This window comes from Tistrella bauzanensis, from assembly GCF_014636235.1.
Lineage (GTDB): Bacteria > Pseudomonadota > Alphaproteobacteria > Tistrellales > Tistrellaceae > Tistrella > Tistrella bauzanensis.
Genome location: NZ_BMDZ01000010.1, coordinates 1 through 14,428, shown reverse-complemented (window position 1 = coordinate 14,428; position 14,428 = coordinate 1). Strand labels below are relative to the sequence as shown.

Here is a 14,428-nt window from a genome sequence, read left to right as displayed (position 1 = left end):
CCCGCCCATGCCTGCCGATACCGCATTGTCCGCCAATACCACCGCGCCCATGCCCCGCCGTCCGATCGGTGGCGGTGGCAGTCGCAAGCTCGCCGCCGTCGATCTCCCGGCGCTCGGCCTCGGCTGCATGGGCATGTCGGATTTCTATGGTCATGCCGACCGCGATGAAAGCATCGCCACCATCCATGCCGCCCTCGACCAGGGCATGGTCCTGCTCGACACCGGCGATTTCTATGGCAGCGGCCACAACGAAATGCTGATCCGCGAGGCACTGAGCGGACGCCGGCGCGAGGACGTGTTCATCGCGGTGAAATTCGGCGGGATGCGCAGCCCCGATGGCGGCTTCGTCGGCATCGACACCCGGCCGGCTGCCGTGAAGAACGCGCTGGCCCAGACCCTGAGGCGCCTGGGCACCGATTATGTCGATCTGTATCAGCCGGCGCGGCTCGACCCCGCCGTGCCGATCGAGGACACGGTGGGCGCGGTCAAAGAGATGATCGACGCCGGCTATGTCCGGCATCTGGGCCTGTCGGAAGTGGGCGCCACCACGCTGGAACGGGCCAGCGCCGTACATCCGGTGCGCTGGCTGCAGATCGAATATTCGGTGCTCTCCCGCGGGATCGAGGCCGAGATCCTGCCCGCGGCGCGGCGGCTCGGCATCGGCATCTCGGCCTATGGCGTGCTGTCGCGCGGGCTGCTGGGCAGCGATTGGCGCCAGCGTGCCGAAGCCCTCGACCCGCGCGACTTCCGCGCCCATCTGCCGCGCTTCTCCGGCGACAATCTAGTCCACAACCTTGCACTGGCCGAGGTGTTGTCGGTGATCGCCGGGGAAAAGGCGGCGACACCGGCCCAGATCGCCATCGCCTGGGTGCTGGCGCAGGGGCCGGATATCGTGCCGCTGATCGGCGCCCGCCGCCGGACGCGGTTGACCGAAGCGCTCGGCGCGCTCGACATTCACCTGGACAGCGGCGATCTTGCACGCATCCGCGACGCCATTCCGGCGGAAGCGGTGGCGGGCACGCGCTATGATGCCGGGCAGATGCGGATGCTCGACAGCGAACGCCGGCCGCCGATGGACTGACCTTCAGGGAGACGGGCCGTGCGCTCAGGCAGACGGGATGTGGCCGACGGCAGTTTGACGCCCGAACAGATCCTGGATGCGGCGGAAGACGTGCTCCGCCGGTTCGGGCCGCAGAAGACCACCGTGGTCGATGTGGCACGGGCGCTGGGCGTCAGCCATGGCAGCATCTATCGCCATTTCCCCAGCAAGACGGCGCTGCGCGAAGCCGTCGCCCGGCGCTGGCTGCACCGGGTGGCGGCGCCGCTCGGCCAGATTGCCGCCGAAGGCGGGCCGGCCCTGCCGCGCCTGCGGCGCTGGCTGGATCGTCTGATCGCGCTGAAGCGCGCCAAGGTTCTGGACGAGCCTGAACTCTTCGCGGTCTATCACGCGCTGTCGGACGATGCCGGCGACGTCATCGACGCCCATGTGGCCGAGTTGATCGATCAGGTCGCCCGTATCCTGGCCGATGGCATGGTTGCCGGCGAGATCCGCCTGGGCGAGCCTAAAGCCATGGCCCGCGCCGTGCTGACCGCGACCGCCGCCTTCCATCACCCGGCCCATGCCGCCAGCTGGCGGGATCCGCTGATCGATCAGACCTTCGAGGCGGTGTTCGACCTGCTGGTCACGGCACTGGCGCCCCCCGCTGTGGCCTGACACGCCGTCGTTCAGCCGGGCATCCGCCACGCGCAGCCGATCAGCGCGGTCAACAGATCGCCATAGGACCAGCCGATGCCCTGCCCCGCCAGCACCACCAGGCTGTCCTGATCATCGCGGCCGGGCCTGCCCGCACCGGTCAGATTGGGCTTGGTGTTCAGATCGAACAGCAGAAACCGCCCGGCCGCATCGGCACGGGCATCGATGCGGATCACCGCCCGGCTGCCGACCAGATCGCCGGCCGCGGCGCAGGCATCGGCCACCGCGCGCAGGGCCGGTGCCGCCGCTTCGTCCGGTGTCGCCACCCGGCTGTTGGCCGCCACCGCCACATTGCCGCTGTAAGGCGCAATCCCGCCGTCATGGCCGTGGCGCAGCACCGGCGGCAGCGACCAGTGGCGCCGCATATGGCGCAAGGCGCCGCCGATGACATAATCCCCCGGCGGCATCACCGCCACGGTCAGTTCCGCGCCGGACAGGAACGGCTCCAGGATCAGCCGGTCGCCATACAGCCCTGACGCCAGACTGGCCGCCGCCACCGCCTGCAAGCCGGCCGGATCGTCCACCCGGGCAACCCCCTGGCTGCCACGGCCGCGCACCGGCTTGACCACCATCGGCCATCCGAACCCGTCATCCCCATCCGCCGCGGGCACGCCCCCGGCCGCAACCGCGCCCAGCCCCAGCACCACCGGCCCGGTGCCGGGGTTTGCGGCCGGCGTCACGCCCGCCGCGGCAATCAGCCGTGCCGGCACCACCGGCAGCCCGTTGCCACGCAGCCAGGCGTTGGTGGCGAATTTGTCGTCCAACTGCTCCATGCGCGCCGGATGCTGGCCCACCACCAGCATGCCCACGGCAGCTTCGCTGATCGGATGATCGCGATACAGCACCGTATTCGCCCACAGCACTTGCGCCCCGGCAGCGCGCGCGGCGGCGATGCCGGCCGCATCGTCGCCAAACACCCAGTCGCGGTCATGGCTCGCGCGCGGCGTGGCCACGGGTGTTACCACCGCCACACCGGCCCGGCGCAGGGCCACGGCGATGTCGGCGCCGCTATCGGCATAGCCACCGGGTTTGGCGGGCTTGCGCACGCCCCCGATGCTGGGTGGCGGCAGGGCCTGATACAGCACGGCAACCGGCATCGGCATCACGTCCACGCTCCTCTATGGCCCGGCCATGTGGCTGCCCGGCAGCAGCCCTTCCTGACATAGCACAGCCAGATTGCCGCCGTCGCCCCGTCACCCGGCTATCGTCCCGTCACCGCCAGACTGTGGCATGATCGCGGGCGAAGGTCGCGACGTCGCGGGCCGGCCGGCCCAGCACCGCCGGGATATCGCCATGCACCCGTTCGGTGCCGCCGGCCCGGACCAGGGCCATCAGTTCCGACATCAGTTCCACCAGCAGCGGATCGGCGCCGTTCAGCGCCGCGCGAAGCGCCGCATCATCCACCGCCACATAGGCGACCGGCCGGCCGGCCGCCGCAGCGATCCGTGCGGCGACCTCGTCGCGGCTCAGCGCCTCGGGCCCGGTCAAGCTGTAGATCCGGCCGGCATGGGCGGGATCGGTCAGCGCCGCCACCGCCATGTCGGCGATGTCGCGGGCATCGACAAAGGCCGTGCGCCCCTGCGCCGCCGGTTCATAAAACGCGCCGCCATCGCGGATCGCCGCCAGATGCATGGTGGCATAGTTCTGCATGAAGAAGGTGGGGCGCAGCATCACCGACGCCGGCAAAGCGTTCAGCACCGCCATCTCGGCTGCGGCATGAGCGGCCGGCGGCTGATCATCGGGCCCCAGCGCCGACAGCTTCACGATCCGCGCCACCCCGGCCGCCGCCGCCGCCACGGCCAACCCGGCTTCGGCTGTGGGCAGCGTTTCATAGGGTGCGGCAGAGAAGACGGCCTCGACACCCTGCACCGCATGCACCATCAGGGCCGGATCGCCATAGTCGAAGGCCACCGCTTCAACCCCTTTCTGCCTCTCGCTACCGCCATAGGCGTCCGGCCGTCGTACGCCTGCCCGCACCGGCACGCCTGCCGCCACCAGCGCATCGACCACCGCCGACCCGATCTTGCCATTCGCATTCGCCACCAGAACCGTCATCTGCCTTGGCCTTTCGCTGTGGGATAAAGGCGGCCCGGTCTTCGAACTCGCCTGCCTGTCACGCAAGGTGTAGAACGGTTATGACATGAACCCCACCGAATTGCCCTCATGAGCGATTTCGATTTTGTTCAACTCCGTCGGCTGGACCCGACCCTGCTGCTGGTTCTGGATCAGGCGCTGGTCCATCGCCGGCTGACTGTGGTGGCCGAACGGCTGGGGTTGACGCCGTCGGCGATCAGCCATGCTCTGGGCCGGCTGCGGACGATCTATGGCGATCCGCTGTTTCTGCGCCGCGCCGGCGGCATCGAGCCCACACCTGTGGCGCTGGCCCTGGCCATGCCGGTGCGTCACGCGCTGGCGGCGATGGCCGGCACCATCGATGTCGCCCGGGGATTCGATCCTGCCACGGCACGGCGTGTGTTCCGTGTATCGGCGCTGGATTATGCCATGGTGATGCTGGGCCCGGCGCTGCTCGGCGCCATTGCCACGGATGCGCCGGGCATCACCCTGGCGCTGCGCAGCATCGGCCGCGCCCAGTCGCTGAAGGCGCTGGATACGGGCGAGATCGACCTGATGGTGGGCGTGGTACCGCCCGATCCGGCGCGCTTGTCACGCCGGGTGCTGATCCGCGAGCGCTTTGTGCTGGCGGCGCGCGATGGCCATCCGGCCTTCACCGATGGCCCGCCCGACGCCGCCGGCTTCGCGGGGCTGGGCCATATTCTGGTGTCGGCCGGTGGCGACCTCGCCGGGGCGGTCGACGAGGCATTGGCGGCAGTCGGCCTGCATCGGCGGGTGGTGGCGGCCGTTCCCCAGTTTCTGGGCGCGCTGGCGGCGGTTGCCGAGAGCGATCTTGTCGCGGCCATTCCCGCCGGCATCGCCACGCGCCATGCCGCACGCTTCGGCGTGTCGCTCCACCCGATGCCGGTGGATGCCGGGAGCTTCGAACTGGCATCGATCCGCGCGCTGAAGCCGGCGGCCGATCCGGGCCTCGACTGGTTGGAGGCCCGCATCGTCGCGGCGGTTCCGGCCGGAACCTAGCCCTGCTCCCCGCCCGGTTCGGTCAGGCCGATCACGGCCTGACGGTCGAGATGCGCCACCAGCGGCGCCGGCAACTTCATCGCATGGGCCAGGGCTTCCAGCCACACCCGCTCCGCCGGATGGTCGACGGTTACCGCCAGCCGGGCCGCCATCCAGATTTCCGCCGCACGTGCTTCGTCGGTTCCGGCGGCCGCGATGTCCGCGATGGAGACCGGCGCATCCAGCGCCGTAAAGATCGCCGCCTTGGCGTCCGGATCGAAGTCGCGACGTTCCACCTCCGCGAAGATCCGGTTGCGTTCCGCGCTGTCGATATGGCCGTCGGCCTTGGCGGCACCGATCATCGCGTTGAGGATGGCGCTGGCGAAACGGTCGGCCTCGGCCGGGTCGGTGATGGTGTCGAGCGGCCGGAATTTGGCATCGGCGGCGGCCACGTCGTCGGGACGGGCCGGCACCGCGTCGTCGGGCGCCTTGCCCGAGCGCCAATCGGCCCAGGCGCGATAGGCCAGCGCCCCCAGCACCGCGGCACCGCCATAACCAATGGCGCCGCCACCGAATTTGCGCAGCATCTTGCCGCTTTTCCTGCCGCCGAACAGCATGCCCAGCAGGCCGCCGGCCACGGCACCGCCGCCGAACCCGCCAAGCCCGCCCAGCAGGCCGCCGCCCTTCGAGGAACCGCTGCCCCTGGAACCGCCGCCCAGCAGGTCGGTGACCACCGAGGGGATGCCCGAGGCCGTGCCCGACCGGGGCCGGCCGCCCGGCGCCGGTTGGGCAAGCCCGCCCATCCCGCGGGACGCCGCCGCCCCCATCACCTGATCGAGCAGCTGTTTCGCATCCATGGCGTCATCTCCATCGTGTCGCGCAACCGGTCGGGGCAGCGATGGTCACGGCCCCCCGTTCTGGCCACGTGGGCCACCACCGCTTCATGTTCAAGCATCGGCCATGCGAAGGCACAGCCTGGTCACGAATGCGTGTCCGGCTCTGGCCATGGCCGTGCCTTGCCACCACATTCCGGATACCCCGTGACGTCATGACACGGAGCTGATTGGAGACCGCCCGCCATGAGCCTGCTCGACGGCATTCTGGGCCGCAGCCGCGGCCCCACCCTTGCCCGCTTCCCGGACCCGCCGATCTCGGCGCCGGTGGCATCCGATACGACGGAACAGGAGATCATCCTGGCCGGCGGCTGCTTCTGGTGCGTCGAGGCTGTGTATCGCGAACTGGCCGGCGTGACCGAAGTCACCTCAGGCTATTCCGGCGGCAGTGCCGAGACCGCGCGTTATCAACTGGTCTGCGGTGGCGACACCGACCATGCCGAGGCGGTGAAGATCCGCTACGACCCACGGGTGATCGATCTGGGGCAGATCCTGAAGATCTTCTTCTCGGTGGCTCATGATCCGACCCAGGTCAATCGGCAGGGCAATGACGTCGGCCGCCAGTACCGCTCGGCGATCTTCTATGCCGATGAGGGGCAGAAGCAGGCAGCAGAAGCCTATATCGCAGCGATCGACGCGGCCGGGGTCTATGAACGCCCGATCGCGACCGAGGTCGTGCCGCTCGACCTGTTCCACGAGGCAGAGGCCTATCATCAGGGCTATGCCGCACGGAACCCCAACCAGCCCTATATCGCCCATATCTCGATGCCGAAAGTGGCCAAGCTGAAGGCGGTCTATCCTGAAAAACTGAAGCGCGACGAGACGCACTGATCGGCGCGACCGCGCAGGGACAGCCATGACACAGCAGCAACCGCCCGGCGATGACGGCCGCCGCAGCCGTGGTACCGGTGGCTTCCTCGCCTTCGCGCAAGGCGGCGACCGCGACCCGCGTCTGCCACCGGGTCAGCGGCTGACACAGAAATTCCCGGTGCTGACCGCCGGCGACACGCCGGTTATCGCCGAAGCCGACTGGCAGCTTGCCATCGACGGGCTGGTGGCGGCCCCATTCCATCTCGATATGGCCGGCTTCAAGGCCCTGGGGCTCGACACCTTCACCGTCGACATCCACTGCGTGACCCGCTGGTCCAGGCTCGACACGCGCTGGCAGGGCATCGGCCTGTCGCGGCTTCTGGCCGAAGCCGGCGGTGCGCGGGCCGGCGGTGCGCGTGATGGTGGCGGCTGGCTGATCGCCCATGGCGTCGGCGGCTATGCCGCCAATCTGAAACTCGACGACGAAACCCTGGCGCGGTGTTTCGTCGCCACCCATCATGACGGCATGCCGCTGTCAGCCGAACATGGCGGGCCGGCACGGCTGGTGGCACCCCATCGCTATTTCTGGAAAAGCACCAAATGGCTGACCCGGCTGGAGGTCAGCCCCCACGACCTGAAAGGCTATTGGGAGCGGCTGGGCTATCACAACCGCGGCGATCCCTGGCGCCAGGAGCGCTATCGCGGACTCGACGATCGCATGCGCTGACCCGACAGGCCGCTGCGCATGGTCTGGCAATCAGCCCTGCATCGCGTGATAGGCATCCAGGAACTGCGCCCAGTGGGTGTCGAAATCCTCAAGCCATGTCGCAACCACCCGGGCGTCTTCCGCCCGATCTTCGGACGTCCAGCGCATCACACACAACCGGTTGAAATTCCGGATGTAATCTCTGAGCGGTGTCAGATCGTCATCGGCCTGCCCCGTCACCCGCATTGCGAAGATCTGGGCACGCAGCCCCAGAAAACCGCCCAGCGTCGGCACCATTTCGTGCATGCCTGAATCGAGCCAGTCGGCCTGCATCACCGCCAGATCTTCGGCCCGCATATCGGCAAAGACCGTCAACAACCCCAGCGCCACCTCGGCAGGTTCCTGCGCGTCCGGCGCGATCAGCTGCCGGATGTCATACATCTCGAACGGGTTGCCGGGCAGTTCATCGCGCAGCTCCCACACCTCGGTCGCAAGCGGCGTCAGCGGGCACGGCAGCAGCATGCGCGCAAGGCTGTCGGACATCCTGGCAATCTCCCTCCCTACGCATGGCCCCCATCAGAGTTTCACGAAGCCGCCATCGAGACAATGCCCGATCTGACGCATACAAAACGCCCGGCGGGTTCCCCCACCGGGCGTTGTTGCGTTCAGTTCATCAGGCTGGCCGCCGCAGCCGGCGTCGGATGACCTCGATCAGACGACCTCGAACAGACCGGCGCCGCCCATGCCGCCGCCGATGCACATGGTGACGACCACATACTTCACGCCACGGCGCTTACCCTCGATCATCGCATGGCCGGCCAGGCGTGCGCCCGACATGCCATAGGGGTGGCCGACCGAGATGGCGCCGCCATCGACGTTCAGCTTGTCGGGGTCGATGCCCAGCTTGTCGCGGCAATACAGCACCTGCACCGCGAAAGCCTCGTTCAGCTCCCACAGGCCGATATCGTCGATCTTCAGGCCGTTGCGCTCCAGCAGGCGCGGAATGGCGAAGACCGGGCCGATGCCCATCTCGTCGGGCTCGCAGCCGGCGACCTGGAAGCCGCGGAAAATGCCCAGCGGCTGCAGGCCGCGCTGTTCGGCCAGCTTGGAATTCATCAGCACATGGGCGGATGCGCCGTCAGACAGCTGGCTGGCATTGCCGGCGGTCACGGTCTTGCCCTCGCCCCGCACCGGCTTCAGCGATGCCAGACCTTCCAGCGTCGTCTCGGCGCGCATGCCCTCGTCGGCGCTGACGGTGATCTCGCGCTTCGAGATTTCGCCGGTCTTCTTGTCGGCGACCAGCATGGTGGTGGTCATCGGCGCGATTTCGGCCGTAAACCGGCCTGCGGCATGGGCGGCGGCAGTGCGGCGCTGGCTCTCCAGGCCGTATTCGTCCTGGGCTTCGCGGCTGATGCCATAACGCGCGGCCACGACCTCGGCGGTGTCGATCATCGGCAGATACAGATCCGGCTTCATCCGCAGGATCTCTTCGTCAGCCGCGCGATACTGGTTCATCTTGTCGTTCTGAACCAGGCTGATCGATTCAACACCACCGGCCACCGCCACGGGCACCTTGTCGAACATGATCGCGCGTGCGGCCAGCGCCATCGACTGCAGGCCGGAGCTGCACTGGCGATCGATGGTGGTGCCGGCGGTCGTCACCGGCAGACCGGCCAGGATCGCGGCCTGACGGGCAACGTTGTTGCCGGTGGAACCCTGCTGCAGGGCCGACCCCAGCACCACATCCTCGACCTCGGCGGGGTCGATGCCGGCGCGGGCCACCGCATGGCGGATCGCATGGGCCGCGATCTGCTGGCCGCTGGTGTCGTTGAAGGCGCCGCGATAGGCTTTGCCGATCGGCGTGCGGGCGGTGGAGACGATGACGGCTTCGGTCATTGGAACGCTTCCTCGGACGACGGGCATGCCATGCGGGGCATGCTGTTGGGGCATGCGGCTGTGCGCCGGCGGCAGATTGCCGCGGCGCCTTCTTTGATAGCCAAGGCTGGTTCATACAAACGTTTGTGTCAACAGCCCGTGACATATATTCCGCAACGCGGGATTGCCTGCAACCACGGCGATAACGATCAGACGCGGGACAACCTGATCGCTCAGCCGTGGGACATCACGGAAAAACGTATCACAACGCCAGATAGGCGTCGCGGATATCAGGCCGGGCGTCGATCTCGGCCATGCTGCCTTCGAAACGGATCCGGCCCTTCTCCATCACATAGGCCCGATCGGCCAATGCCCGCGCGACCCCCAGATTCTGTTCCGACAAAAGCAGCGCAAGCCCCTCGCGCTTCAGCAGCGCCAGCATGCGGGTCATCTCGTCCACAATCAGCGGCGCCAGCCCCTCGGAGGGCTCGTCCAGCAACACCAGCGACGGATTGCCCATCAGGGTGCGGGCGATGGTCAGCATCTGCTGCTCGCCGCCGCTCATCCGCCCGCCTGGCCGATCAGCCAGTTCGGCCAGATTGGGAAACAGCGTCACCAGCCGCTCGACCGTCCAATGGGGCGCGCCGGGACGGGGCACGCGCCTGCCGACCTCCAGGTTCTCCAGCGTCGTCAGGTCGGAAAAGATCCGCCGGTCCTCGGGCACCCAGCCGATGCCGCGCCGGACGATCTCGTGGGTCGCCATGCGCGAGATATCGGTGCCCATGAAGCTGATCCGGCCCTGGCGATGCGGCACCAGCCCCAGAATCGCCTTCAGCACCGTCGATTTGCCGGCGCCATTGCGGCCAAGCAGGGCCACGACCTCGCCCGGCTGCACGGTCAGCGACAGATCGTCCAGGATCAATGCCGCGCCATAGAATGCGTTGAGCCCGTCGACCGCCAGCAGCGGCGCCGATCCCTCCGTGGGGTCGGATCGTGTTCCGGCGCGCGTGCCACCGTCGTCGGTCATGTCGTCTGCATCCCTCCGTCCGGCGGCTGATGGCCGCCCAGATAGACCTCGCGCACCCGCGGGTCGCCGCGTACATCCTCGGGCCGGCCTTCGGCCAGCACCTGTCCGCGGTTCAGCACCATCAGCCGGTCGGCATGGGCGAAAACCGCATCCATGTCGTGCTCGGTGAACAGAACCCCAAGCCCGGTCTCGCGCACCAGCCCGGCCACCAGTTGCATCAGCCCGGCGCGTTCCGCCGGTGCCATGCCCGCGGTCGGCTCGTCCATCAGCAGCAGTTTCGGGCGGTTGGCGATGGCGATCGCCAGTTCCAGCCGTTTGACATCGCCATAGGCAAGCTCGCCCGCCGGCCGCAGCGCCAGCGCCCCCAGCCCCACCCGGTCGAGCAGCGCCGCCGCTTCGGCCAGATGCCGCCGGTCGGCCCGGCCGAACAGGCGGGTGCTGGCGCCGGCATGGGCAATCAGCGCAGCCTGCACATTCTCGCGCACGGTCATCGACGCGAAGATCCGGGTGATCTGGAAGGTCCGCCCCACCCCCAGCCGGCGGATCCGGCGTGGCGGCCATCCGGTCACGTCCTGGCCCAGCATCGTCACCCGGCCGGCATCGGGCATCAGTTCGCCGTTCAGCAGGCCGAAGCAGGTGGATTTTCCGGCGCCATTGGGGCCGATCAGCGCCAGCATGCGGCCGGCCTCGACCACCAGCGAGACATCGTCGACCGCCCGCACGCCGCCCCAGGCCTTCACCAGCCCCTCGGCCTTCAGCACCACCGCGCCCGCCGCCATCACGCCCGTCGCCATCACGACCGTGCCCGCCGCCAGTTGTGCCAGCGGTGATGCAGGCGGATGCCGCCCAGACCGCGCGGGAACAGGGCGGCCACAACCACGATCAGCAGGCCCAGAACCAGTTTCGACAGATCGGTCGCCGAGGTCAGTTGGATCGACAGCCCCCGGAACACGCCGGCGCCGATCACGGCCCCCGACACCGTTTCCACCCCGCCCAGCAGCACCATGGCCAGGGCATCGACCGACAATGGGATGGCCAGCACATCGGGGAACACACTGCCCTTCAGATAGGCGTGCAACACGCCGGCAAGCCCGGCCATGGCGCCGGCGATCACAAAGGCCCGCCATTGCATCGCCCTGCGGTCCAGGCCGATCGCCTCGGCCCGCTCCGGCGCATCGCTCAACGCCCGCAACGCCTGCCCGAAGGGCGCGAAGGTGATCATGCGCAACAGCGCGATGCCGCCCACAGCCACCACCGCCGCCAGCCGGAAGAAATCGCCCGGCCGCGAGACGATATCCGCCGGCCACACCCCCAGAATGCCATTATCGCCCCCGGTCACCGACACCCATTGGAAGGCGACCGACCAGGCGATCTGCGCGAAGGCAAGCGTCAGCATGGCGAGATACACCCCCGACAGGCGCACACAGAACCAGCCGAAGACCACCGCACCGGCACCGGCCAGCGCCACGCCCGCCGCCGCCGCCGGCCCCATCGCCAGGCCGAAGCCGGTTGAGGCCAGCGCCGTGCCATAGGCACCCATGCCGAAATAGGCGGCATGGCCGAACGACACCAGGCCGGCCGTGCTCATCAGGAATTGAAGGCTCTGGGCGAACAGGGCGAAGATCGCGATCTCGGCCGCGATACCCAGCATATAGCCGCCGGCCACGACCGGCAGCCCCGCCACCAGAACCAGGACCGCCGCCAGCACCGCCACCCGTGCAGGCCGCGGCCATGGCGCCCACGGCACGCGGCTCAGGCCGGCTGCGGCACCACGGGCCGGCGCCTCGGCCCGACCCAGCAGCCCGGCCGGACGGATCACCAGCACCACCGCCATCGCCAGAAAGGCGATGACCAGCGAGATTTCAGGCAGCACCAGAATGCCGAAGGCGTTCAGCTCCGACACCAGCACCGCCGCCAGAAACGCCCCGGTGATGCTGCCCAGTCCGCCGATCACCACCACGACGAAGATGTCGACGATAATCGCCAGATCCATGCCGTGCGAGACCGCCGCGCGCGGCAATTGCAGCGCACCGCCAAGCCCGGCCAGAAACACGCCCAGCGCGAAGACGCCGGTGAACAGCAGCCGCTGATCCACGCCCAGCGCCGCCACCATGTCGCGGTCCTGGGTGGCCGCACGCACCAGAATGCCGAAGCGGGTCCGGTGGAACAGCAGGAACAGCCCCGCCAGAACCAGGGGGCCGGTGGCGATCAGCACCAGGTCATAGACCGGCAGCAACTGCCCGAACAGGTCGACCGCGCCATCCAGCCCCGGCGCGCGCGGCCCGACCAGATCCTCCGGCCCCCAGATCAGCACCACCAGATCCTGCACCACCAGAGTCAGACCAAAGGTCGCCAGCAGTTGGAACAGTTCCGGCACGCGATACAGCCGGCGCAGCAGCACCAGTTCGACCACGGCCCCAAGCGCCGCGGTCGCCAGTGCCGCCGCCAGAACCGCGCCCCACCAGCCCAGCGGGCCGGACCACAGCCCCGCCAGCGTCCACGCCAGATAGGCGCCGATCATATAGAAGGCGCCATGGGCGAAATTCACGATCCGGGTGACGCCGAAGATGATCGACAGCCCGGATGCGGCCAGAAACAGCGACGATGCGCTGGCAAGCCCGGTCAGGAACTGGACAAGGATAAGGTCCAAGCGGCGGATCCCCGCAAGCGCGCGACATCACCAGCAACCGGCCGGCAGGCCCTGTCGCTGCAGCAGTCTATACTGTCCCGCAATGCGAGGGCGAGCGGCCATTCGCATGACCGCCCGATCCACATGTCATTGGGGCAGGGTCCGGTTCAGCGGCCCGGTTCAGCGGCCCGGGCGCAGGGCGCCGGCGGCAGCCTCGTCGGGCAGATAATCGGCACCGTCGCGATAGACCGCATCGACCATGCGGCCCCGGCCGTCGATCACCGCCGTCCGCCCGACAAAGGCGCCCAGCGTCGACTGATGATCGGCGGCGCGATAGGTGATCGGACCGAAGGGGGTCTCCAGGCCGATGCCGCGCGCGGCCTGAACCAGCGCCGCGGTATCGGTGGCGCCGGCCTTGGCGATGATCGCCGCGATCGATTTGATCGTGACATAGCCCACGATCGAGCCCAGCCGCGGATGATCGTTCCAGCGCGCCTGATAGGCATTCAGGAACGCCTTGTGGGCCGGGGTGTCGATGTCGTACCAGGGATAGCCGGTAACGATCCAGCCCTCCGGCGCCTCGGCACCCAGAGGATCCAGATATTCGGGTTCGCCGGTCAGAAAACTGACCACCGCGCGGTCCTTGAACAGGCCACGGGTGGTGCCCTCACGCACCAGCTTCACCAGATCCGGCCCGAAGGTCACGTTCAGGATCGCGTCGGGGTTGGTGGCGGCAATGGCCTGGGCCACCGGCCCCGCATCGATCTTGCCCTGTGGCGGCCACTGCTCGCCCACCCATTCGATGTCGGGGCGCCGTGCCGACAGCAATTCCTTGAACACCGCCACAGCCGACTGGCCATATTCATAATTGGGCGCGATGGTCGCCCAGCGTTTCGCGGGCAGCTTCGCCGCCTCTTCCGCCAGCATCGCCGCCTGCATATGGTTGCTGGGGCGCAGGCGGAAGGTCACGTCATTGCCCTTCGACCACACCATCGCGTCGGTCAGCGGCTCCGCCGCCAGGAAGAACACGTCGCGGCGTGCGGCATAGTCGGCAACCGCCAGGCCGACATGAGAAAAGAACGTGCCCGCGACCAGGGCCACATCTTCCCGCGTCACCAGTTCGTTGGCGGCATTGATCGCATCGGCGGGCTTGCCGGCATCGTCGCGCGACAGAACCTCCAGCGGCCTGCCAAGCACGCCGCCGGCCGCATTCACCTCGTCGAGCGCCAGCTGCCAGCCCTTGCGGTAGGGCTCGGTAAAGGCCGGCAGGGCCGAATAGCTGTTGATCTCGCCGATGCGGATCGGATCCGCCGCATGGACGGCCCGCTCGGCGGCGCCCATGGCGATGATGCCGGCCATCAGGCCAAAGGCCGCGCGCGCGGCGGCGGATCGGGTTCTGTCGGTCATCGGTCCTGCCTGTCCCTGGTCACCACATGCGGCCGCGGCCCCGCCCATGGCGCAGCCCCCGCATCTGCCGCCCGCATCTGCCGAACGACATGCCGGGGCACGCCATCAACCATGCGGCCCGCGGTTCTCAGGTAATGCTTGTCTTGAGCAAAAGTCCAGCCTCCTCTTCAAAGGGCAGGGGAATCGCATTTGAAGAATAGCCCTGGCGACCGGTGGCGAAGTGGAGTCTGTATGAGTGTTCCTGAGAGGGGGACAT

Annotated in this window: 14 protein-coding genes; 5 read left to right on the top strand and 9 right to left on the bottom strand. The window is 68.5% G+C overall.

Annotated elements, in window-relative coordinates:
- Positions 1-49: 49 nt before the first annotated feature.
- Both IEW15_RS06355 and IEW15_RS06350 read left to right on the top strand, forming a co-directional pair.
- Complete coding sequence (locus IEW15_RS06355; protein ID WP_188576060.1) at positions 50-1,081, top strand: aldo/keto reductase; 1,032 nt, start codon at positions 50-52, stop codon at positions 1,079-1,081.
- 39 nt (positions 1,082-1,120) lie between these two features.
- The gene (locus IEW15_RS06350; RefSeq protein ID WP_188576058.1) at positions 1,121-1,714 is read left to right on the top strand and encodes a TetR/AcrR family transcriptional regulator; all 594 of its coding nucleotides are present in this window, start codon (positions 1,121-1,123) and stop codon (positions 1,712-1,714) included.
- An 11-nt stretch (positions 1,715-1,725) separates the two neighbouring features.
- On the opposite strand, the gene IEW15_RS06345 is transcribed toward IEW15_RS06350, so the two are convergent.
- Both IEW15_RS06345 and IEW15_RS06340 read right to left on the bottom strand, forming a co-directional pair.
- Entirely contained in the window at positions 1,726-2,856 is a 1,131-nt protein-coding gene (locus IEW15_RS06345; protein WP_188575925.1) for a D-alanine--D-alanine ligase family protein, read from the bottom strand.
- Positions 2,857-2,965: 109 nt separating this feature from the next.
- Positions 2,966-3,808: an NmrA family NAD(P)-binding protein gene (locus IEW15_RS06340; RefSeq protein WP_188575923.1), complete on the bottom strand. Its 843-nt coding sequence runs from the start codon at positions 3,806-3,808 to the stop codon at positions 2,966-2,968.
- Between the two features lie 108 nt (positions 3,809-3,916).
- Between IEW15_RS06340 and IEW15_RS06335 the strand changes: the two genes are divergently transcribed.
- The gene (locus IEW15_RS06335; protein ID WP_188575921.1) at positions 3,917-4,846 is read left to right on the top strand and encodes a LysR family transcriptional regulator; all 930 of its coding nucleotides are present in this window, start codon (positions 3,917-3,919) and stop codon (positions 4,844-4,846) included.
- Here the strand turns inward: IEW15_RS06335 and IEW15_RS06330 are convergent.
- Complete coding sequence (locus tag IEW15_RS06330; protein WP_188575919.1) at positions 4,843-5,682, bottom strand: tellurite resistance TerB family protein; 840 nt, start codon at positions 5,680-5,682, stop codon at positions 4,843-4,845. The genes IEW15_RS06335 and IEW15_RS06330 overlap by 4 nt on opposite strands.
- 222 nt (positions 5,683-5,904) lie before the next feature.
- Between IEW15_RS06330 and msrA the strand changes: the two genes are divergently transcribed.
- On the top strand, positions 5,905-6,549 hold the full coding sequence (msrA, locus tag IEW15_RS06325) for a peptide-methionine (S)-S-oxide reductase MsrA (protein WP_188575917.1): 645 nt from the start codon (positions 5,905-5,907) through the stop codon (positions 6,547-6,549).
- Between the two features lie 25 nt (positions 6,550-6,574).
- Complete coding sequence (locus tag IEW15_RS06320) at positions 6,575-7,255, top strand: molybdopterin-dependent oxidoreductase (protein WP_188575915.1); 681 nt, start codon at positions 6,575-6,577, stop codon at positions 7,253-7,255.
- Between the two features lie 30 nt (positions 7,256-7,285).
- Here IEW15_RS06320 and IEW15_RS06315 read toward each other — a convergent pair whose 3' ends face one another.
- The 6 genes from IEW15_RS06315 to IEW15_RS06290 all read right to left on the bottom strand — a co-directional run bounded on the left by IEW15_RS06315 (position 7,286) and on the right by IEW15_RS06290 (position 14,172).
- Complete coding sequence (locus IEW15_RS06315) at positions 7,286-7,777, bottom strand: hypothetical protein (RefSeq protein WP_188575912.1); 492 nt, start codon at positions 7,775-7,777, stop codon at positions 7,286-7,288.
- Between the two features lie 168 nt (positions 7,778-7,945).
- Positions 7,946-9,130 carry an acetyl-CoA C-acyltransferase gene (locus IEW15_RS06310; RefSeq protein WP_188575910.1) on the bottom strand — a complete coding sequence of 395 codons (1,185 nt, stop codon included), beginning with the start codon at positions 9,128-9,130 and terminating at the stop codon, positions 7,946-7,948.
- 241 nt (positions 9,131-9,371) lie between these two features.
- Positions 9,372-10,136, bottom strand: a complete 765-nt coding sequence (locus IEW15_RS06305) for an ABC transporter ATP-binding protein (RefSeq protein WP_188575908.1) — start codon at positions 10,134-10,136, stop codon at positions 9,372-9,374.
- The gene (locus IEW15_RS06300; RefSeq protein ID WP_188576056.1) at positions 10,133-10,915 is read right to left on the bottom strand and encodes an ABC transporter ATP-binding protein; all 783 of its coding nucleotides are present in this window, start codon (positions 10,913-10,915) and stop codon (positions 10,133-10,135) included. The genes IEW15_RS06305 and IEW15_RS06300 overlap by 4 nt, the downstream gene beginning before the upstream one ends.
- A 14-nt stretch (positions 10,916-10,929) precedes the next feature.
- On the bottom strand, positions 10,930-12,786 hold the full coding sequence (locus IEW15_RS06295) for an ABC transporter permease (RefSeq protein ID WP_188575906.1): 1,857 nt from the start codon (positions 12,784-12,786) through the stop codon (positions 10,930-10,932).
- A 159-nt stretch (positions 12,787-12,945) separates the two neighbouring features.
- A complete protein-coding gene (locus tag IEW15_RS06290; protein ID WP_188575904.1) occupies positions 12,946-14,172 on the bottom strand; it encodes an ABC transporter substrate-binding protein in 1,227 nt (408 codons plus the stop codon).
- Positions 14,173-14,428: the final 256 nt, after the last annotated feature.

Bases quoted from the DNA above. Each gene is read 5' to 3' on its own strand.
- IEW15_RS06340 (WP_188575923.1), bottom strand. From the start codon at position 3,808: ATGACGGTTCTGGTGGCGAATGCGAATGGCAAGATCGGGTCGGCGGTG.
- IEW15_RS06315 (WP_188575912.1), bottom strand. From the start codon at position 7,777: ATGTCCGACAGCCTTGCGCGCATGCTGCTGCCGTGCCCGCTGACGCCG.
- IEW15_RS06320 (WP_188575915.1), top strand. From the start codon at position 6,575: ATGACACAGCAGCAACCGCCCGGCGATGACGGCCGCCGCAGCCGTGGT.
- IEW15_RS06310 (WP_188575910.1), bottom strand. From the start codon at position 9,130: ATGACCGAAGCCGTCATCGTCTCCACCGCCCGCACGCCGATCGGCAAA.
- IEW15_RS06290 (WP_188575904.1), bottom strand. From the start codon at position 14,172: ATGACCGACAGAACCCGATCCGCCGCCGCGCGCGCGGCCTTTGGCCTG.
- msrA (WP_188575917.1), top strand. From the start codon at position 5,905: ATGAGCCTGCTCGACGGCATTCTGGGCCGCAGCCGCGGCCCCACCCTT.
- IEW15_RS06335 (WP_188575921.1), top strand. From the start codon at position 3,917: ATGAGCGATTTCGATTTTGTTCAACTCCGTCGGCTGGACCCGACCCTG.
- IEW15_RS06300 (WP_188576056.1), bottom strand. From the start codon at position 10,915: ATGGCGGCGGGCGCGGTGGTGCTGAAGGCCGAGGGGCTGGTGAAGGCC.
- IEW15_RS06330 (WP_188575919.1), bottom strand. From the start codon at position 5,682: ATGGATGCGAAACAGCTGCTCGATCAGGTGATGGGGGCGGCGGCGTCC.
- IEW15_RS06355 (WP_188576060.1), top strand. From the start codon at position 50: ATGCCCCGCCGTCCGATCGGTGGCGGTGGCAGTCGCAAGCTCGCCGCC.
- IEW15_RS06345 (WP_188575925.1), bottom strand. From the start codon at position 2,856: ATGCCGATGCCGGTTGCCGTGCTGTATCAGGCCCTGCCGCCACCCAGC.
- IEW15_RS06305 (WP_188575908.1), bottom strand. From the start codon at position 10,136: ATGACCGACGACGGTGGCACGCGCGCCGGAACACGATCCGACCCCACG.